19 protein-coding genes are annotated in these 18,167 nt (G+C 71.5%); 8 read left to right on the top strand and 11 right to left on the bottom strand.

Annotation, left to right across the window (positions count from 1 at the left end; translation table 11 throughout):
* Window positions 1–60: 60 nt before the first annotated feature.
* From DAETH_RS17075 to pcaDC, 9 genes are all read right to left on the bottom strand, one after another.
* Window positions 61–804 (bottom strand): cadherin-like domain-containing protein, encoded by a 744-nt coding sequence (locus DAETH_RS17075; protein WP_264777915.1) that lies wholly within the window; start codon window positions 802–804, stop codon window positions 61–63.
* Between the two features lie 94 nt (window positions 805–898).
* A complete protein-coding gene (locus DAETH_RS17070) occupies window positions 899–1,744 on the bottom strand; it encodes a DUF4394 domain-containing protein (RefSeq protein ID WP_264777914.1) in 846 nt (281 codons plus the stop codon).
* 329 nt (window positions 1,745–2,073) lie between these two features.
* Window positions 2,074–2,724 (bottom strand): hypothetical protein, encoded by a 651-nt coding sequence (locus DAETH_RS17065; protein ID WP_264777913.1) that lies wholly within the window; start codon window positions 2,722–2,724, stop codon window positions 2,074–2,076.
* A gap of 96 nt (window positions 2,725–2,820) precedes the next feature.
* Complete coding sequence (locus DAETH_RS17060; RefSeq protein ID WP_264777912.1) at window positions 2,821–4,173, bottom strand: 3-oxoacid CoA-transferase; 1,353 nt, start codon at window positions 4,171–4,173, stop codon at window positions 2,821–2,823.
* Window positions 4,170–5,468, bottom strand: a complete 1,299-nt coding sequence (locus tag DAETH_RS17055) for a thiolase family protein (RefSeq protein WP_319993757.1) — start codon at window positions 5,466–5,468, stop codon at window positions 4,170–4,172. The genes DAETH_RS17060 and DAETH_RS17055 overlap by 4 nt, the downstream gene beginning before the upstream one ends.
* Window positions 5,465–6,814, bottom strand: coding sequence for a 3-carboxy-cis,cis-muconate cycloisomerase (gene pcaB, locus DAETH_RS17050; RefSeq protein WP_264777911.1), 1,350 nt, complete (start codon window positions 6,812–6,814; stop codon window positions 5,465–5,467). The genes DAETH_RS17055 and pcaB overlap by 4 nt, the downstream gene beginning before the upstream one ends.
* A gap of 9 nt (window positions 6,815–6,823) precedes the next feature.
* Complete coding sequence (gene pcaG / locus DAETH_RS17045) at window positions 6,824–7,456, bottom strand: protocatechuate 3,4-dioxygenase subunit alpha (protein WP_264777910.1); 633 nt, start codon at window positions 7,454–7,456, stop codon at window positions 6,824–6,826.
* Complete coding sequence (pcaH, locus tag DAETH_RS17040) at window positions 7,456–8,193, bottom strand: protocatechuate 3,4-dioxygenase subunit beta (protein WP_264777909.1); 738 nt, start codon at window positions 8,191–8,193, stop codon at window positions 7,456–7,458. The genes pcaG and pcaH overlap by 1 nt, the downstream gene beginning before the upstream one ends.
* Complete coding sequence (gene pcaDC / locus DAETH_RS17035; RefSeq protein ID WP_264777908.1) at window positions 8,190–9,392, bottom strand: bifunctional 3-oxoadipate enol-lactonase/4-carboxymuconolactone decarboxylase PcaDC; 1,203 nt, start codon at window positions 9,390–9,392, stop codon at window positions 8,190–8,192. Before pcaDC ends, pcaH begins: the two co-directional genes overlap by 4 nt.
* A gap of 295 nt (window positions 9,393–9,687) precedes the next feature.
* Between pcaDC and DAETH_RS17030 the strand changes: the two genes are divergently transcribed.
* Window positions 9,688–10,623 carry a DMT family transporter gene (locus DAETH_RS17030; protein ID WP_264777907.1) on the top strand — a complete coding sequence of 312 codons (936 nt, stop codon included), beginning with the start codon at window positions 9,688–9,690 and terminating at the stop codon, window positions 10,621–10,623.
* On the opposite strand, the gene DAETH_RS17025 is transcribed toward DAETH_RS17030, so the two are convergent.
* On the bottom strand, window positions 10,572–11,207 hold the full coding sequence (locus tag DAETH_RS17025; protein WP_264777906.1) for a TetR/AcrR family transcriptional regulator: 636 nt from the start codon (window positions 11,205–11,207) through the stop codon (window positions 10,572–10,574). The two genes, DAETH_RS17030 and DAETH_RS17025, sit on opposite strands and share 52 nt — an antisense overlap.
* 191 nt (window positions 11,208–11,398) lie before the next feature.
* Here DAETH_RS17025 and DAETH_RS17020 point away from each other — a divergent pair, with 191 nt between their 5' ends.
* From DAETH_RS17020 to DAETH_RS16990, 7 genes are all read left to right on the top strand, one after another.
* On the top strand, window positions 11,399–12,268 hold the full coding sequence (locus DAETH_RS17020) for an alpha/beta fold hydrolase (RefSeq protein WP_264777905.1): 870 nt from the start codon (window positions 11,399–11,401) through the stop codon (window positions 12,266–12,268).
* Window positions 12,265–13,755, top strand: a complete 1,491-nt coding sequence (locus DAETH_RS17015) for a flavin-containing monooxygenase (protein WP_264777903.1) — start codon at window positions 12,265–12,267, stop codon at window positions 13,753–13,755. Before DAETH_RS17020 ends, DAETH_RS17015 begins: the two co-directional genes overlap by 4 nt.
* Before the next feature lie 2 nt (window positions 13,756–13,757).
* Complete coding sequence (locus tag DAETH_RS17010; RefSeq protein WP_264777902.1) at window positions 13,758–14,594, top strand: SDR family NAD(P)-dependent oxidoreductase; 837 nt, start codon at window positions 13,758–13,760, stop codon at window positions 14,592–14,594.
* 272 nt (window positions 14,595–14,866) lie between these two features.
* A complete protein-coding gene (locus tag DAETH_RS17005) occupies window positions 14,867–15,661 on the top strand; it encodes a helix-turn-helix domain-containing protein (RefSeq protein ID WP_264777901.1) in 795 nt (264 codons plus the stop codon).
* Between the two features lie 97 nt (window positions 15,662–15,758).
* Complete coding sequence (locus tag DAETH_RS17000) at window positions 15,759–16,628, top strand: VOC family protein (protein ID WP_264777900.1); 870 nt, start codon at window positions 15,759–15,761, stop codon at window positions 16,626–16,628.
* Between the two features lie 27 nt (window positions 16,629–16,655).
* Window positions 16,656–17,258 carry a YceI family protein gene (locus DAETH_RS16995; RefSeq protein ID WP_264777899.1) on the top strand — a complete coding sequence of 201 codons (603 nt, stop codon included), beginning with the start codon at window positions 16,656–16,658 and terminating at the stop codon, window positions 17,256–17,258.
* Window positions 17,259–17,271: 13 nt separating this feature from the next.
* Complete coding sequence (locus DAETH_RS16990) at window positions 17,272–17,694, top strand: hypothetical protein (RefSeq protein WP_264777898.1); 423 nt, start codon at window positions 17,272–17,274, stop codon at window positions 17,692–17,694.
* A gap of 89 nt (window positions 17,695–17,783) precedes the next feature.
* On the opposite strand, the gene DAETH_RS16985 is transcribed toward DAETH_RS16990, so the two are convergent.
* Window positions 17,784–18,137 (bottom strand): hypothetical protein, encoded by a 354-nt coding sequence (locus DAETH_RS16985; protein ID WP_264777897.1) that lies wholly within the window; start codon window positions 18,135–18,137, stop codon window positions 17,784–17,786.
* Window positions 18,138–18,167 lie beyond the last annotated feature (30 nt).

The raw sequence follows: 18,167 nt of genomic DNA, 5'->3' as shown, positions 1-18,167 counted from the left end.
CCCTCCCCCAGAAGGCATGGAAAGGGCGGCAGATCGGTGCCGCCCTCCCCACCCTCCCGGCTAGCGAACGGTGACGGTGACGGTGGCGGTGTCCCCACCGTCACCCTCGTTGAAACCGTCGCTGTCGCTCATCTGGTAGGTGAAGGTGTCCGTGCCGGTGAAGCCCGGGTTGGGCGTGTACTTCACGGCCTCCGAGCGCCCGGTGAAGCCGTTGAAGACGACCTCGGCCGTGCCGTTGGCGGGCTGGGACGCGCTCAGCACGGTGAGGGGGTCGCGGTCCGGGTCGGTGTCGTTCGCCAGCACGGCGATGCCGACGGGCGTGTTCGCGGCCGTTTGGGCGGTGTCGTCGTTCGCGGTGGGCGCCTCTGGATTGCGCGGCAGGACGTTCACGGTCACGGTGGCGGTGTCCTGGCCGCGCTCGCCCGCCGCCGTGTACGTGAACGTGTCGGTGCCGGTAAAGCCGTCGTTCGGGCGGTACTGCACCCGCGCCCCGTCGAGGGTGACGGTGCCGTTCGCGGCCCGTCCGAGCGCCGCGACGCTCAGGTTGCGCCCCCGGTCGTTGCCCAGCACCAGGATGAGGATGGTGCGCCCGGTCTCGGTGGCCGTGGCGTCGTCGCGCGCATCGGTGGTGGTCGGTCCCACCAGAAAGTCCAGCAGACCCTGCGAGGTGACCTCGGCGTCTGTGACGCGGCCGGTCGGTGCCTCGTTCTGAGGAGTGGGGACGCCCGCACCGCAGGCGGCGAGCGACAGGGCGAGCGAGGCGGCGAGGACGGAACGGAACCACAGTCGGGGATGCAGGGACATGGAAAACCTCCGGGAGCGTGGGTGGCGGCGGCGAAAGGCTTGAGCGGCTCAGGAGGTGGCGCGGGTGGGGACAGGGCCGCCCACCCGGCGCACGTCAGGGGGCGACGGCGATGCCGCGCAGGGTGACGTCGCCGACCGCGCCGAGGGCGGAGGCGCGCCCGGTCTTCAGGTCGAGCGTGTACAGCGTCGAGGCCCCCCCGCCCACCGGGGTCAGGGCCGCGAAGGCGGTGCCCTGCGGCGTGATGTCGAAGCCCGCGTTCTCCGAGATGTCCAGGCCCAGGGCACCCACCGTGTTCAGCAGCCCCTCGTTCGGCGGGTTGACGATCACGAGGGCGTCGCGCGCCGCGTCGAGGGCGAACAGGGTCGTGCTCGTCGCGCCCGCCACCGAATTCGTGTACGCGGTGCCCACGAGGGCGGGGTTCTGCCCGGCTGCCACGTCGCCGTCCACATAGCGCAGCGTGCCGTCCACCGCCGCCAGCGCCCCCGTCTCCTGATTCAGGCGCAGGTTCTGCTCGGCGTCGCTGTGCGTCCGCATCCGGTTGGGCACCGGGTTGAAGTCCACCCCGAAGAACGTTCCGCTCAGGGCCGGGGTAAAAGGCGCCGTGCCGACCGGCGTCGCCGTGCCCGTCTCGGGGTTCAGGGTGTAGATACGGCTGGAGCTGCCCACCGCGTACAGGAGCCCTGCCGACGGGCCGGGGCCGGGGCCGAAGTCGATGCCGACGATGCTCTCGCCTCCCCCCAGGCCCGTGATGGCCCGCGTGGTGAGGCTGGTGCCGGAATTCTCGCTGCCGAAGCGCACGAGTTGGTTGGCGCTGCTCACGCCGTACACGGTGCGGCCCCGGGGCGCCTCGCTGGGCTGGGGCACGGCCAGGTTGGGCGTGCAGGCGACCAGGGCGGCGGACAGGACGGTCAGGCTCAGAACGCGAATGGAGTTCGACATGGTATCTCCCGTGCGGGGTGAATTTGGAAAGGGCAGCTCCCGCCGTGCCGCCTTCACCCACACACAACGCACGGGTTGAGCCGGTGGATGCACGCACGCGCGACGATAAAAGCTGGATGAAGGTCACGGGGAAGGCGAGGCGGCCCCCAGCCTCTCAGCCCGTCGGGGTCTCTAGACCGGGCCGTAAAATGGGGCAGGTTCAGGTGCCCTGGCCGGGCGAGGGGACGCGCTCACCGCAGGGAAGGGGGGTCGTGAGTTGCCCTGCCGTTCATGAAGCCGGGAGGGCCGTCCTGGAATGGGTTGGGGACGCGGCGGCGCGCCTTTCTTGCTTAATACCGCGCCTCCTCGACCAGGCCCAGGTGCAGGAGGAAGGTGCGGGGGTAACCGCGCTCGTGGGCCTCGCGTTCGTAGCGTTCGCGGAGGTCGGTGAGTTCGTTGAAGAGGCGGACCGCCGCCTGGGTGTCGAGTGGGAGGGCCCGCCAGGTGTTCAGGATGATCGGCTCCGGGTTCGCCTCCCGGACGGGGTCGAGCGGCGGGAGGCGAAACTCGGTGCGGGGAGTGCCGAACTCGTCACGCGCGAAGGTCGCGTGGCCGTCGGGAAAATGCTGCTGCCACACCCGCGCGACGCTGTGCAGGAAAGCGTCCCAGCGTGGGCCGAAGGTCTGCTGCCGCGCGAGCAGAAAGGCGTCGCCGGGGATGACCTCGAAGGGGATGTGAAAGACGTCGGCCGCCGAGCGGTAGAGCCGGACGGACCTGCCCCGCTCCCTCCGGGTGCCCGCCTCGCGCAGCAGGCCGAGGTCGAGCATCCGCCCCACCCAGTAGCTCATCCCGCTGGGCTTTTCCCTCAACTCCACCGCCGCCTCGCGCACCGTTCGCTCCCGGCCGAGAAAGGGGGCGAGGAGCCGCTTGCGCGTGGCGTCCACCAGAAAAGCAGCCTGCTCCGGGTCGTGGACAACGAGCGTGGTGGAGTCGGGCGGCATTCCTCACACTACCCGCTGCCACCCGCCGGACGGCCGGGCGCAGGCACGGAACGCGGGTCGAAGAGGCCACCACAAGCCCCCGCGATCCCCTCCGCCTCACTCCACGTTCAGCCGCTCCGCGAACCTCGCGCTCGTCCCCGCCCGCACCTCGTCGAGCGTCGCCCCCGGCATCAACTCGGTCAGGGTGAGCCCGCCGTCCAGGAACTCGAAGACCGCCTTGTCGGTGATCACCATGTCCACGCTGCCGCGCGACGTGAGGGGCAGCGTGCATTCGGGGACGATCTTAGGGGTGCCGTCCGGGTCGGTGTGCGTCATGGTGACGATCAGCCGCCGCGCCCCGCTCGCCAGGTCCATCGCGCCGCCCACACCGAGGAGGGGCTTGCCCGGGACCGCCCAGTTCGCCAGATTCCCGGCCTCGTCCACCTGGAGGCCGCCCATCACCGCCACGTCCACGTGCCCGCCCCGGATCATCCCGAAGGAGTCGGCGGAGTCGAAGTAACTCGCGCCGGGCAGGGCGGTGACGGGAATCTTGCCCGCGTTCACCGGGTACTCCATCGCGCCGCCGTCCTCGGGCGCGGGCCCCACACCCAGCATCCCGTTCTCGGTGTGCAGGTTGACCCCGTGCTCCGGTGTGATCAGGTCGGCGACCAGGGTGGGAATGCCGATGCCGAGGTTCACCACGTCGCCGGGACGGAGTTCGCGGAGGGCGCGGCGGGCTATGTGCATCCGCGCCTCGTCCACCTTCTTACCGCTGCCCTTCACGTCGGCGCTGGAGCCGAGGTCGTCCAGGCTGAGCCGCGCCTCCACCAGATAGTCCACGTACAGCCCCGGCGTGTGGACATGCTCGGGCGGAATCTCCCCGACCTCCACGATCTCCTCGACCTCCGCGATCACGAGGTCGGCGGCAGTCGCCATCGCCCGGTTGAAGTTCTGCTCGGTGAGGCGGTACTGGAGGTTGCCAGCACGGTCGGCCCGCCACGCCCGGATAAAGGCCACGTCCCCCCGGATGCCGGGCACGAAGACCATCTCCCGCCCGTTCAGGACACGGGTGTCGGCCCCCTCGGCGATGACGGTCCCGGCGGCCGTCGGGGTGTAGAAGCCGCCCAGCCCGGCTCCGCCCGCCCGCACGGCCTCGGCCAGGGTGCCCTGCGGCAACAGCTCAACCTCCAGCTTGCCCGCCTGGTACGCCTTGACCGCCTCCGGGTTGGAGGTGAAGTAGGAGCCGACCGCCTTTCTGAGCTGCCCGTTGCGCAGCAGCCGCCCACCCCCCAGCCCCGGCTCGGAGACGTTGTTGGCGACGTAGGTGAGGTCGTTCGTGGGGAGTTCGGCGAGCGCGTGGGTGAGGTGGACCGGATTGCCGGTCATGCCGAAGCCGCCGACGAGGAGGGTCTGCCCGCTCCTCACCATCGCGGCGGCCTCCTGGGCGCTGACGACGGGAACGCGCTTCACGCCTCCACCCGCTCGATCAGCGCCGCCTCCCCCTGCCCGACCCCGACGCAGAGGGTGGCGAGCCCGGTCCTGGCCCCCCGGCGCGCGAGTTCGTGGGTGAGCGCCACGACGAGCCGCGCCCCGCTCATCCCCAGCGGGTGACCGAGGGCGACGGCGCCGCCGTTCACGTTGACCCGGCTCTGATCGAGCCCCAGCTCGCGGATGCAGGCGATTCCCTGCGCGGCGAACGCCTCGTTCAGCTCCACGAGGTCCACGTCCGCCACGTCCAGGCCCAGCCGCTCCATCAGCTTGCGGGTGGCGGGGATCGGCCCCAGCCCCATCACGCGCGGGTCCACCCCCGCCGACGCCGCGCCCACCCAGCGGGCGAGGGGCGTCAAGCCGAGTTCGCGGGCCTTCGCGGCGCTCATCAGGACGATGGCCGCCGCCCCGTCGTTGAGCCCCGAGGCGTTCCCCGCCGTCACGGTGCCGCCCTTGCGGAAGGCGGGCTTGAGTCCGGCCAGGGTCGCCTCGTCCGTCGCCAGCGTGAAGGTGTCCCCCTCGCGCCTGTAACGGGGATGTTCGTCGGTGTCGAAGAGGGTCACGCCCTTGCGGCCCTTGATCTCGACGGGGACGATCTGGTCCTTGAAATACCCCCCGTTGAGCGCGCACACCGTCCGCCGCTGGCTCTCCAGCGCGAAGGCGTCCTGGTCCTCGCGGGTGATCTCGCCGCCCGCGTAGGTCCCCTCCCGGCTGCGCTCGACGATGTTCTCGGCGGTCTCGCCCATCGCCTCCAGCGGGAACATCGCCTCCATCGCGGGGTTGGGGTAACGCCAGCCCAGCGTCGTGTCGTAGACGGTCACGTTGCCGTTGGCGAAGGGCTGGGCACCCTTGGGCATGGTGAGGGGCGCGCGGGTCATGCTCTCGACCCCTCCGGCGATATACACGTCCCCGTCCCCGTTGCGGATGGCGCGGGCGGCGGTGTTGATGGCGGAGAGGCCCGAGGCACACAGGCGGTTGACGGTCAGCCCCGCCACCGTCTCGGGCAATCCGGCGAGGAGGGCGGCCATGCGCGCCACATTGCGGTTGTCCTCGCCCGCCTGGTTGGCGCAGCCGAGGATGACCTCTTCAATCTGATCGGCGGGAACGCCCGCCCGACTCACCGCCTCCCTCACCACGAGGGCGGCGAGGTCGTCCGGGCGGACGGCGGAGAGGGAACCGCGAATCGCCCCGACTGGAGTTCTCACGGCAGAGACGATCACCACGTCACGGTCTTGCAGGTCCTGGGCTTGGATGGCTGTTTTGTCGGCTTGAGTCACGGAGTTCTCCCGGTGTGTTCGGCGGCGCTTTTCAGCACCGCGTCGATCATGTCGTTCGTCGTCCCCAGATAGTGCCGCTCGGTGAGGGCATCCCAGTCCACGGGGGCGTCCACCCGCTCGCGCAGCACGTCCACGAGGGGACGGCGTTCCTGGATGGCGACGGGCACGGCCTCCTTCACGAGCGCCTTGGCCCGTTGCCGCCCGAGGGGCCCGGCGAGGGCAAAGGTGATCGCCTCTGCCATCATCAGCCCGCCGGACCGCCGGATATTCTCCTCCATCCGCGCCTCGTCCACGAAGAGGTCCGCCGTCAGCCCCGCCGCCCGCTCCAAGCTGGCCGCCGTCAGCCCGACCATCTGCGGCAGGTTGAGCCACTCCAGTTGCCAGCCGTGGGTGCCCCGCTCGTGCTCCTGAATCATCGCCTGGTGGACCCCGGAGAGCAGCGTCGCGTTCATTCGGGCGGCGGCGACGAGGAGTTCGCTTCCGATGGGGTTGCTCTTCTGCGGCATCGTGCTCGACCCGCCCCGCGCCCGGTCGCCCGACTCGCGCACCTCGGCGACCTCCGACTGGGCGAGGAGGATGATGTCCTGGCCCAGCTTGCCCAGGCTGCCCGTGACGCCCGAGAGCCACCCGGCCAGCTCGGCGAGGTTGTCTCGCCCGGTGTGCCAGGGCAGCGGCGGTTCGCCCAGCCGCAACTCCCGCGCGAGTTCCGCCCGCACCCGCAGCCCGTCTCCCCCCAGCGCCGCCAGCGTCCCCGCCGCCCCGCCGAACTGGACGACGAGGAGGCGCGGGCGGAGTTCCCGGAGGCGTTGGAGGTGACGAATCAGGGGCGCGAGCCACCCCGCCACCTTCAGCCCGAAGGTCATGGGCAGGGCCTGCTGCGAGTGGGTGCGCCCGGCCATCAGGGTGTGGCGATGCTCGTCCGCCCGCCCGGCCAGCCGCTCGATCAGGAGCCGCAGTGACCCCTCCATCACCTCCAGCGCGTCCCGCAGCGTCAGGACGAGCGCCGTGTCCATGATGTCCTGCGTCGTCGCGCCCCAGTGGACGAACTCGGCGGCCTCGTCGGGAAGAGCGGCGCGAAGCTGGGCGAGTAGGGCGATGATGGGAAAGCCGTCCTGGGCGACCCCCTCTCGCAGCTTTAAAAAGTCGGGCTGGAACGTGACCGCCCCCTGTGTGATTGCCTCCGTTGCCCCGGCGGGGATGACGCCGAGGCGACCCTGGGCTGCTGCCAGCGCTGCCTCCACCTCCACCATGTATCCCAGTTGCCGGGCATCGCTGAACAGCTCCGAGACGGGCGGGCAGGAGAACAACGGGCCGTACAGGGTGGAGTCGAGGGGAGTGAAGCTCACGCCCCCGCCTCACACATCGAAAAACACCGTCTCGTCCGGCCCCTGCATTCGGATGTCGAAGTGGTACACCGTCCCCCCCGGCGTCTCCTCCCGCCGCGCGAGGAGGGTGTGCCGCCGTTCTGCCGGAATGCTGGCAAACACCGGGTCCGCCGAGTTGTCCTCGTCCCCGAGGAAAACGCGCGTCATGGTGTGCGTCAGCAGGCCCCGCATTCCCACCCACAGTTGCAGGTGTGGGGCGAGGGTGGGCTGACCGGGCCGGACGACGGCCCCCGGCTTGACCGTGTGAAAGACGAACGTGTCGCCGGGACGCCGCGTGTCCGAGCGCCCGAAACCCCGGAAGTGCGGGTCGGCCTGCGCGTGCTCGGGGTCGGCGGGGTGGGGGTAACGCCCGTTCGCGTCGGCCTGCCACACCTCGACGAGGGCGTCCGGCACGGGCTGGCCGTCCCCGTCGAGCACCCGCCCGCGCAGGGTGACGCGCTCGCCCGCCGCCGGGCTGGTGGGGGAGACCATCACGTTCTCCTCCCCGTGGACGAGGCCCTGCCCGAAGACGAGCCCCTGGTGGAAGTACGGCCCGACCGTCTGGCTGGGCGAGGGCCCGAAGTCTTCGGCGGGGATGTTGGAGGTCTCGGGGCTCAGCGGCATCAGTGCGCCTCCTCCCAGGGCGTCTGCGCGTCGCCCCCCAGCACGAGGTCGAAACGGTAGCCCAGCGCCCACTCGGGCTGCGTGAGGCTCAGGTCGAAGCGCGAGATCAGCCGCCGCCGCCCCTTCTCGTCGGGGATGCCACCGTAGATGGGGTCGTAGGCGAGCAGGGGATCGCCTGGGAAGTACATCTGGGTCACGAGGCGCTGCGAGAAGTTCCGGCCGAACACGCTGAAGTGGATGTGCGCCGGGCGCCAGGCGTTGGGGTGGTTGCGCCAGGGGTACGCGCCGGGCTTGATGGAGACGAGTTGGTATTCCCCGTCCTCGTCGGTCAGCATCCGCGCCGTCCCCGTAAAGTTGGGGTCGAGGGGCGCCGCGTGCTGGTCCCGCGTGTGGACATAGCGCCCCGCCGCGTTCGCCTGCCACGTCTCGATCAATGCCCCGCGCACCGGCTGCCCCGAGGAGTCGAGCAGCCGCCCCCGCACGATGATGCGTTCACCCAGCGGCTCGCCGTTCACCCGGGCGTTGCGGGTGGTGTCGTTGTCGTCGGGCTGGATGCGGCCTACGCCGAAGACGGGCCCGGTGTCGTCCGCCAGGGTGTGCGGCAGGGGGATCAGCAACTCGTGGGGCGCCCGCTTCACGCTGCTGGTGTAGGCCTCGTGGAGGTAGGCGGGGTGGACGGCCGGGTCGAGGGTGCGCAGGCGCGGACGGGGCCGGTCGGTCGGCTGGTCGGCGGTCATGAGTCATTCCTTTCGGCGAGTGCCTGTTTGGCGAGCCCCAGGGCGCGGTTGGCGACGGGCACCCCCGCGTAGACGGCGACGTGGAAGAAGAGTTCACGCAGGTCCGCTTCGCTCACGCCCGTGTTCCCGGTCGCCCGCAGGTGCATGGCGAGTTCGTGTTCTCGCGGCAGGGCGGCGAGAAGGGCCAGGGTGATCAGGTGCCGGGTGCGCGTGTCGAAGTGTCCCCGCGACCACGGCCCGCCCCAGGCGTACTCGGTGATGAAGGTCTGGAAGTCCCGGTCGAGGTCGGTGACGCCCGCCGTGGCCCGGTCCACATGCACGTCCCCCAGCACCGAGCGCCGCACCCGCATCCCCTGCTCGTAGCGGTCGTCCGGCGGTGGAAAGAGCCTGTCGAGGAAGGCCAGCAGATGCCGGGCCACCTCCGCTGGCCGCTCCAGACAGGGCAGGTGCCCGCAGTTCTCGATGAGGTGGAAGGGCGCCCCCAGCAGCGCGGCGAGTTCCTGCCCCACCTCGGGTGGGGTGGAGAGGTCGGCGTCACCGCACAGGACGGCGGCGGGCACGCGGACACTCCGGGCTGCATCGCGCAGGTCCGCGTCCCGGATGGCCTCGCAGGTGGCGACATACCCGTCCGCCGATATGCGGGTGAGCATGTTGCGCCATCCCCGCACGTTGCCCGGCCGCGTCTCGAAAAACTCCGGCGTGAACCAGCGCGAGAGGATGCCGTCCGCGATGGCACCCAGACCCTCCTGCCGCACGCCCGCGATCCGCGTCTCCCACGTCTGGGGGGTCCCGATCCGCGCCCCCGTGTCGCACAGGAGCAGGCCCGCCACCCGCTCCGGGGCCCGCGCGGCGAGGTCCAGCGCGATCATCCCGCCGACGGACACGCCGACGAGCACGGCCCGCTCGATCCCCAGAGCGTCCAGCAGCCCGAGGAGGTCCCCGCCGTGGTCCCCGATGGAGTACGGCCCGGCGGGCGCGTCGGAGAGGCCGTGCCCGCGCTTGTCGTAGCGCAGCACAGGATGTCTCCCGGCAACGGCGGGAACCACCTCGTCCCAGATGCGCAGGTCGCTGCCGAGCGAGTTGAGGAAGACGACGGCGGGGAGGCCCGTCGCGGCGCCCTCCCGGCGGACATGCAGGGTCACGTCCCCCACGGTGACGAAGCGGGAGGCGGGGGCAGAGGGGGTGCTGGGGGTGGACATGGCAGCTTCCTTTGACCGGCGCCCCGGGCAGGGGAGGCCACTGGGAACGGCGCGGAGCACGCCGGGGCGGAGGGGGAATGGTCAGGCCCACGATAGAGATTCTGTGGGCGTGGCGGAAGCCAGATGTTCGTCACTGGCGAACGGGCTGTGGCGCCGCCCTCCCGGCGCTGTTAGGGTAGGCGGGTTCGGGGCTCCGGGCCCCGCCTTCCAGCGTCCCGCGAGGTCTTTCGATGCAGACGGTCTCCGTAGGTTCACCCCCCATCCTGCCCGGCCCAGATGAGCGGAGCCCTCGCCCTTGAGCGCCGTCACCGGCACCCCGGCGGCCACGGGAAAGAGCCCGCTGCGCGGTGTGGCCCTCTACGGGGTCGCCCTGCTGCTGTTCGCCTGTCTCGACACCACGACGAAGTACCTCACCGCGCATTACCCCGTGCCGCTCGTCGCCTGGACGCGCTACGCGGTGCAGTTCCTGCTGATGACGGCCATCCTCGCCCCCAGGATGGGCCGGGAACTCGTCTCGCCCGCACGCCCCGCCCCCGTGGCCCTGCGCTCGCTGTGCCTCGCGGCGACGAGCCTGTTCGTGGGGCTGGCGCTGCACCGCCTTCCCGTGGCGGAGGCGTCGGCCATCGTGTTCATCTCCCCGCTGCTGGTGGTGCTGCTCGCGGGGCCGCTGCTCGGCGAGCGCCTCACGCCCCTGCGGGCCATGCTCGCCGTGCTGGGGTTCACGGGCGTTCTCCTGATCGCGCGGCCTACGGGGAACCTCGACGCGCTCGGGGTGGTCTTCGCCCTGCTCGGCGCCCTGTCGAACACCGGCTACCAGCTCATGTCGCGCACCCTGAGCGCCGAGAAACCCCTGACCCTGCTGTTCAACTCGGCGCTCGTGGGGACGCTGATCTTCGGGGGGCTTCTGCCCTTTTTCTGGGGAGGCGAAGGGCTCACGCTCACCTATGTCCTGCTGTTCCTGTCGCTCGGGCTCACGGCAGGGGTGGGGCACTTCTTCCTGACCCTGGGCTTCCGCTACGCGCCCGCCTCCCTGATCTCCCCGGTCACCTACCTGCAACTGTTGTGGGCGGGGCTGCTGGGCTGGGTCGTCTTCCACCACGTTCCCGACGCGCTCACCCTGGTCGGAATGGCGGTCATCGCGGCGGCGGGGGTTGCCACGGTGGTCACGGGCGGGCGCCGTCAGCCCCCGGGCGTGTCCTCGCCCACGCCCCGCACGATGGGCCGCAGGTAGGCGAGGAGGGCGGCCCTCACCTCCTCTCGGACGGCGGGGTCGGCTCCCCCGCCCGACCCCCCGAGCACGTACAGGCCATTGGTGATGTGAATGCTCATCCGCGCCACTGCCGAGCGCCTCTCCGGGCCCAGCCCCGGGGCGCGCACCTCCAGAATCCCCTCCAGCCGCCCCTGCACCTCCGCCCTCACCGTCTCGTTCTCCTGCTCCGACGTGGCCGAGGGCGTGACGAGCAGCAGCCCGAGCAGGCCGGGCGGGTCGGCGTTCAGCCGCGTGTGGACCCCGAGCACATGGTCAATCACGTCCTCCAGGGGTTGATTCGCCGCGTCCCGCAGCACCGCGTCGAGGGCGAGCCGCAGCTGCCCCGTCCACGTCGCCTGGAGGGAGGCGAGGAGCGCCGCCTTGTCGGGAAAGAACTGGTAGAGCGACCCCACCGACACCCCCGCGTGTTCGGCGATGTGGTTCGTCGTCGTCCCCTCGTACCCCCGCTCCGCGAACAGCCGGGCGGCGGCGCCCAGGAGCCGGGCGACCATCTGGCGGCTGCGCTCCTGCTGCGGGGCACGCCGCGTCGGCGGGCGGGAGGTCATGTCGGGAGGATAGGGGGTGGGGAGGGGAAAACGCGAGCCTTGCCCCTGTGGAGGCGAGGGAGTGGCGGCAAAAAGGGCGCCCCGCCGCACCTTCCCCAGCGTAGGGTGGAACCCCAAACGCGAGTTGAGAACACGAGCAAAGGCTCGCATACTGGGAAAACCTCAATCCCGTCGTCCTCTGGAGGCCTGCCATGACCGCTCCCGTCTCCGCCCCCGCCGTCCACCCCGCCCCCACCTTCACCGAGGTCGGCGGCGTTCGGACCCGGTACGTCGTTCAGGGCGACGGCCCGCCCCTGTTGCTGCTGCACGGCATCGGGCGCAGCCTGGAGGACTGGTCGGCGAACATCGCGCCCCTGGCCGAGCATTACCGGGTCTACGCCCTCGACCTGATCGGCTTCGGGTACACCGACAAGCCGGACGTGCCGTATTCCCTGGGGGGACTGGCCCGCTTCGCCGCGCACTTTCTCGACGCGGTGGGAGAGACCCGACCGGTCGCCCTGATGGGCAATTCACTCGGCGGGGCGGTCGCCCAGCGGTTCGCCGTCGCCTATCCGGAGCGCACGCGAGCCCTGATCCTGGTGAACAGCGCGGGCTTCGGGCGGGAGGTCGCCGCCGTCCTGCGGGCCCTCTCCGTGCCGCGTCTGGGCGAACTGCTCCTCCGGCCCACTGCCCGCAACGCCCGCCAGACCGTCCGCTCCCTCTTCCACGACCCGACCTTCGCCACGGAGGAGCGCATTTCGCGGGCCCTCGACCTCTCGCGCCAGCCACACGCCGCCCGCGCCTTCCTGCGGGTGCTGCGCGACCTCGGCGACTGGCGCGGGGCGAAGGCCGCGTGGCGCGAGGAGTTGCAGGAACGCCTCGTCCGGCAGGGGGTGCCGACGCTCATCATCTGGGGGGACCACGACGTGATCCTGCCTGCACGGCTCTTGGAAGCGGCGCGGAAGTCCCACCCCCACGCCCGCACCCACCTCTTCAGGGACACCGGACACATGCCCCAACTGGAGCGGGCGGACACGTTCAACCGCCTCGTCCTCGACTTCTTGCAGGAGGTTCCAGCGTGAGCACCCACCATCAGATCGCCATCGTCGGCAGCGGCTTCGCGGGGCTGGGGATGGCCGTCCACCTTCGGCGCCGGGGCATAGAGGACTTCTTGATCTTCGAGCGGGCCCATGAGGTCGGCGGCACCTGGCGCGACAACACCTACCCCGGCTGCGCCTGCGACGTGAAGAGCGACCTCTACTCCTTCTCCTTCGCCCCCAACCCGGACTGGGGCCACCGCTACGCCCGCCAGCCCGAAATCCTCGCCTACCTGCGCCAGGTCGCCGACGACTTCGGCGTGCGACCGCACATCCGCTTCGGGCACGAGATGGAGCGCGCGGAGTGGGACGACGGCGAGGGGCTGTGGCGCATCCGGACGAACCAGGGCGAGTACACCGCCCGCGTCCTGATCTCCGGGCACGGTCCCCTCGTCGAGCCGAAGTGGCCGATCATCCCGGGGCTGGAGAGCTTCGCGGGCCCCCGCTTCCACTCGGCGGGGTGGGACCATTCCGTTGACCTCGACGGCAGGCGGATCGCGGTGATCGGCACGGGCGCCTCCGCCATCCAGTTCATCCCCGAGCTACAGAAGGTGGCGGGGAGGCTCACCGTCTTCCAGCGTTCGGCCCCCTGGGTGATGCCCCGGATGGACACGGAGACGAGTGAACGCCGCCGTGACCTCTTCCGCCGCTACCCCGGCCTGCAACGTCTCTCGCGGCAGTGGATTTTCGGGATGGCCGAGGCCCGCTTCCTGACCTTCACCAACGAGCGGGTGAGGAAGCTGGCGGAGGAGGCCGGGCACAAGCACCTGGAGGCGCAGGTGCCCGACCCCGCCCTGCGCGTGAGGCTCACCCCGAACTACCGCCTGGGCTGCAAGCGCATCCTCGTCTCGGACGACTACTACCCGGCGATGACGAAGCCCAACGTCGAACTCGTGACCGAGGCCATTACGGAGGTCAGGGGCCCGAAGATCGTCACGGCGGACGGCCAGGAGCGCGAGTTCGACGTGCTCATCGGCGGCACGGGCTTCGAGGCGACGCGGCCCTCCATCGCCCGGCGCATCTTCGGGCGGGGCGGCCGGTCTCTGGCCGAGGTCTGGGACCCGCACATGGAGGCGCTGCACGGGACGGCGGTGGCAGGATTCCCCAACCTGTTCCTGATCATCGGGCCGAACACCGGGCTCGGGCACAACAGCATGGTCTACATGATGGAGGCGCAGATCGACTACATCGTGGCGGCGCTGGAGTACCTGGGGCGCGAACACCTCCTCGCCATCGAGCCCCGCCCCGAGGCGCAGGCCGAGTACAGCGAGATCCTTCAGGGCAAACTTCAGAACTCCGTGTGGAACGTCGGCGGCTGCACGAGCTGGTACATCGACGCGAACGGGCGCAACTCCTCCCTGTGGCCCGAGCGGGCGGCCCGCTTCCGGCAGACCCTGCGGCGCTTCGACCCCTCGCTGTACCGCGCCTGGCTGAGCCCCCGCCCCCTGCCACCCCTCTCCCGGAGCGCCTGACCGTGCGGCCCTACGAGTACGCGGGCGGGACCGCCGTCCTGACGGGCGCGGCGAGCGGGATCGGGCGAGCACTGGCGGTTGACCTCGCCTCGCGCGGCAGCCACCTCGCCCTGATCGACCGGGACGAGGAGGGGCTGCGAACCCTCGTCGCCCGGTTGCGCCCCCAGTACCCGGACCTCAAGATCACCACCCACGGGTTCGACCTGAGCCGTATTGACGAGATTCCTGCCCTCGCCGACGACGTGCTGCGCGAGCACGGGGGCCTCACCCTGCTGATCAACAACGCGGGCGTGGCGCTGAGCGGCAGCTTCGAGCAGCTCACCCTCGACGAATTCGAGTGGGTCATGACCATCAACTTCCGGGCGGTCGTCGCCGTGACGAAGGCGTTCCTGCCCGCGCTGCTCGCCACGCCCGACTCGCACGTGGTGAACGTCTCCAGCCTCTTCGGCTTGATCGGCCCGGCGGGGCAGAGCGCCTACTCGTCGAGCAAGTTCGCGGTGCGCGGCTTCTCGGAGGTGCTGCGGCACGAACTCGCCGGGCGCGGGGTGGGCGTGACGACCGTCCACCCGGGCGGAATCAGGACGAACATCGCCCGCAATGCCCGCCTCGGCTCGGGGGTCGGCGCCGCCGAGGCAGGGGCGGGGCAGCGGGAGTTCGAGCGACTGCTGCGGATGGACCCCGCCCGGGCGGCGCGGGTGATCCTGGCCGGGGTGGCGCACCGGGAGCCGCGCGTGCTCGTGGGGTCGGACGCCGCCGTGCTCGACCTCCTCGCGCGGCTGCTGCCGGGGTCGTACGGGCGGGTGCTGGCGGCCTTGCAGGGGCGGGTGGGGCGATCCTAGGGCCGGGATCATCAGGTCCGGCGCCCCGCTCTGCCGCGCAAGTGGGCAAGTCAGGGCGAAGAGGTTTGCCCTCCGCGCGGTGGGCGGGCTTCGCTGGCGCGGGGCATGACACGCTGTTGCTCTCCGCCCTGGGTGGCGGGGCAGGGCACGGGCGGCGGGCGAACGGCTCAGCCGCCTAATCCGCGTCTGTGGCACCGTGAGGACGTATGTCGTCCCCGACGGTCATTCGTTACGTTCCCCTCGCGGGGTATGGCAGGCCACCCCTGGTGGTCATGCCCATCCGAAACCGGACGACGAGCCCCGGGGAGACCTTCCGCCCCCACCGCCACGACTTCCAGGAGGTGATCTGGATTCATTCGGGCACGGGGACGCACACCATCGACGGACGGGTGGGCGAGCTGCGCGGGCCCTGCGTGTCCCTGGTCGCGCGGGGGCAGGTGCACGCCTTCCGGGAGATGCGCGGGCTGAACGGACACGCCATCTCCTTCACGGAGGACCTGCTGGGCAGCACCCCCACGGGGCAGGTGGGCCGCCTGCTCTTCAACTACTCGCAGGGGGACCGGACCTACCCCGTGGCCCCCGAGGTGCAGCGGGCCGCCGAGAGCGTTCTCGACCTCGCCGAGCGGGAGTACGGGCGGGCGCAGGAGAGCGGGGACTTCAGCCTGCTGCGGCCCCTGACCGAAGCCCTGCTCGTGCTCGTGCGCCGCACTGTGACCGCCGGGCTCGGCGGGGAGGAGGCGGCCGAGGCCGGCGTCGTCGGGCGCTTCCTGGAGCGGCTCGAACACAGCTTCGCCCTGCACCACGACGTCGCCCACTACGCGGCGAGCCTGAACGTGTCCGCCAGGCGGCTCTCGCGCGCGACGAACGCCGCCCTGGGCCGCAGCGCCAAGGGGCTCATCCAGGACCGGGTGATCCTGGAGGCCCGCAGGCTCCTGAGCTTCACTGACCTCAGCGTGAAGGAGGTCACCGCCCGGGTGGGCTTCGCCGACCCCTTCTCCTTCAGCCGGGCCTTCAAAGCGGCGGTCGGCGTGCCCCCGCAGGACTTCCGCGACGCCTGGAAGAAATGACATGCCCCCGTCCGCTTCGGCCATTCCGGCCCGGGAGGGGGCCCTGTACCTTGACGGCGAGCGATCCTGACTCCACCCCCCTCTCCCCGAGGTGCCCATGCCCGATCTCCTCCCCGCCCCCCGACTCCACCCCGACCTCACCCTCCACCACGTCGAACTGACGGTGGGTTCCCTCGGGCGCAGCCTCGATTTCTACCGGGAGGTGCTGGGGCTGACGGTCCTCGCCGCCGGGGACGGCGCGGCGCGGCTGGGGGTGGGGGGCCGCACGCTCCTCGCCCTGCGCGAGCTTCCGGGCGCGGCCCCCGCTCCCCGCTCCAGCCCCGGCCTGTACCACTTCGCCCTGCTCGTGCCCACCCGCGCCGACCTGGGCCGCTTCGTGCGGCACGCGGGCGGGCTGGGGGTGCGGCTGGGGCAGAGTGACCACCTCGTCAGCGAGGCCTTTTACCTCCAGGACCCCGACGGCCACGGCATCGAGGTCTACCGCGACCGCCCGCGCGGGGAGTGGCGGTGGGTGGGCGGCGAGGTGCGGATGGCGGGCGACCCCATCGACCTCCCCGGCCTGCTGCTGGAGGCCGGACCGCCCGCGCCCTGGACCGGGCTGCCGGACGGCACCGTGATGGGGCACGTCCACCTGCGCGTCGCGGACCTGGGCGCCGCCGAGGCCTTTTACGCGGGCACCCTGGGCTTCGACGTGGTGAGCCGCTGGCCGGGGGCCCTCTTCGTCTCCGTCGGCGGCTACCACCACCACCTCGGCCTGAACACCTGGCAGAGCCTGGGCGGGGAGGCCGCGCCGGGGGGCAGCGCGCACCTCGAACGTGTCTGGCTCCACCTCCCGGACGCGGAGGCCCTGGACGCGCTCGCGGGTCGCCTGCGGCTGCGCCGCGTCTCCTTCACCGAACCTTCGCACGCGGGCGGCACCCTGGAGGTGCGCGACCCCTTCGGCACCCGGCTCGCCTTCACCGCCTGAACCCTTCTTCCTGTCACGGGAGCAACCATGAACACAAACGCCCTGCGTCTCCTCGCCCTCGCCGCGCTTTCCCTTCCCCTCGCCGCCGCCGCGCCCGTCAAGTTCGAGGTGGCGACCTCCTCCGAGAACGTCAACGTCGTGACCGTCGAGAGCGAGACGGCGGTCGAGAACTTCACGGGCCGCACGAACAAGGTCCGGGGCAGCCTCACCTTCGACCCGCAGGCGAAGGCGGGTGGGGGCACGGTCATCATCGACGGGGCGAGCATCGACACCGGCATCGCCGCGCGCAACGGGCACATGCGCGGTTCGCAGTGGCTCAACTTCGATAAGACGCCTGACGTGAAGTTCACGGCGACGCGGGTCACCCCCCTCGGCGGCGACCGCTACCGGATCGTGGGCACCCTCACGATGAACGGGGTGACCCGGCCGCTGACGACCGAGGCGACCGTGCGCTACACCGCCGCCAACGACACGACGAAGGCGGCGGGGTTCAAGGGCAATGTCCTCGCCGTGAGTACCCGCTTCAACATCAAGCTCAGCGACTTCGGGGTCAAGCACGGCCAGATCGACGCGGGCCGCGTGAGCAACGACCTCACCCTCGCGGTGCGCTTCATTGCCAGCGACGGGTAAGGCGCCCGCGCCCATGCGTCTCGTCCGGCCCACGCGCCTGCCCCTCCTGCGCCGCGCGGCGGGGCTGCTCGCCCTCCTCGCGCTCGTCGCCCTGCTCCTGAGCTTCGCCGTGAGCGCCCTTCTTACCCGGGACGCGGCGCTCGTGCAGCGGGTCGAGCCCAACGCCGCCGCGTCCCTTTTCGGCGAGGGGGACAGCCCGGGCACCCCCATCGGCTCGCCCCAGCTCATGATCATCCGCGACCCGGCGGCCTTCCTCCCCGGCGAGGGCGAGGACGGCGCCCGGCTGGTCAGCGAGGTGTACCTGCGCGAGCGGGGGCTCTACCCCCTCCAGGTCAAGACGGTGGAGCTGGTGCGCAACCTCGTGGCGCTGGGCTCGGGCCTCGCCGCCCTCGTGTTCGGGGGGCTGTGGCTGTGGGCGCGGGGTCGGGTGGGGTGAGGCGGACCAGGCAGCAGAGGGGAGGCCCGGCGGTCGTGCGGGCCTCCCCTTCATGTGGAAGGGTTCGCCGGGGGGGTGACCGGAAGACCTCAGCGCGCCCGGTCGAGCGCCCCCCACGCCTGAAAGAGGACGCCCAGGCCGAGCATGTACAGCAGGGGCAGCGCGCTCCAGGTCACGTTGCCGCGCGCCCCGCCCCGCCCGGCCGCCCGCTCGGCGAGGGCGAGGCCGCCGACATACACCAGCGGGTAGGCGAGCGAGCCCCAGCAAAAGGCCTGCTTGACCGCGACGAGGGCGGCGGGCGGCGAGTTGGGGTCGGAGGTGCCCAGGGTCATCAGGCTCGCCGGAAGCACCAGGGGATAGGCGAGCAGCGGCAGCGCGCCCAGCCCCCGCAGGACCCAGGCGAGCGTGCGCCCCGCCGAGTTGGTTGTGACCCGCTGGTCCATGCTGTCCTCGTGTGGGGGAGGGCGGCCGCC

The organism is Deinococcus aetherius (assembly GCF_025997855.1).
Taxonomy (GTDB): domain Bacteria; phylum Deinococcota; class Deinococci; order Deinococcales; family Deinococcaceae; genus Deinococcus; species Deinococcus aetherius.
The sequence above is the reverse complement of the archived record's forward strand: the minus strand, read 5'-3'. Positions and strand labels throughout refer to the sequence as shown.

Excerpts from the sequence above, each read along its gene's own strand:
- DAETH_RS17075 (WP_264777915.1), bottom strand. The coding sequence starts at position 804 with ATGTCCCTGCATCCCCGACTGTGGTTCCGTTCCGTCCTCGCCGCCTCG.
- DAETH_RS17070 (WP_264777914.1), bottom strand. The coding sequence starts at position 1,744 with ATGTCGAACTCCATTCGCGTTCTGAGCCTGACCGTCCTGTCCGCCGCC.
- DAETH_RS17065 (WP_264777913.1), bottom strand. The coding sequence starts at position 2,724 with ATGCCGCCCGACTCCACCACGCTCGTTGTCCACGACCCGGAGCAGGCT.
- pcaG (WP_264777910.1), bottom strand. The coding sequence starts at position 7,456 with ATGCCGCTGAGCCCCGAGACCTCCAACATCCCCGCCGAAGACTTCGGG.
- pcaH (WP_264777909.1), bottom strand. The coding sequence starts at position 8,193 with ATGACCGCCGACCAGCCGACCGACCGGCCCCGTCCGCGCCTGCGCACC.
- pcaDC (WP_264777908.1), bottom strand. The coding sequence starts at position 9,392 with ATGTCCACCCCCAGCACCCCCTCTGCCCCCGCCTCCCGCTTCGTCACC.
- DAETH_RS17025 (WP_264777906.1), bottom strand. The coding sequence starts at position 11,207 with ATGACCTCCCGCCCGCCGACGCGGCGTGCCCCGCAGCAGGAGCGCAGC.
- DAETH_RS17020 (WP_264777905.1), top strand. The coding sequence starts at position 11,399 with ATGACCGCTCCCGTCTCCGCCCCCGCCGTCCACCCCGCCCCCACCTTC.
- DAETH_RS17005 (WP_264777901.1), top strand. The coding sequence starts at position 14,867 with ATGCCCATCCGAAACCGGACGACGAGCCCCGGGGAGACCTTCCGCCCC.
- DAETH_RS17000 (WP_264777900.1), top strand. The coding sequence starts at position 15,759 with ATGCCCGATCTCCTCCCCGCCCCCCGACTCCACCCCGACCTCACCCTC.
- DAETH_RS16995 (WP_264777899.1), top strand. The coding sequence starts at position 16,656 with ATGAACACAAACGCCCTGCGTCTCCTCGCCCTCGCCGCGCTTTCCCTT.
- DAETH_RS16990 (WP_264777898.1), top strand. The coding sequence starts at position 17,272 with ATGCGTCTCGTCCGGCCCACGCGCCTGCCCCTCCTGCGCCGCGCGGCG.
- DAETH_RS16985 (WP_264777897.1), bottom strand. The coding sequence starts at position 18,137 with ATGGACCAGCGGGTCACAACCAACTCGGCGGGGCGCACGCTCGCCTGG.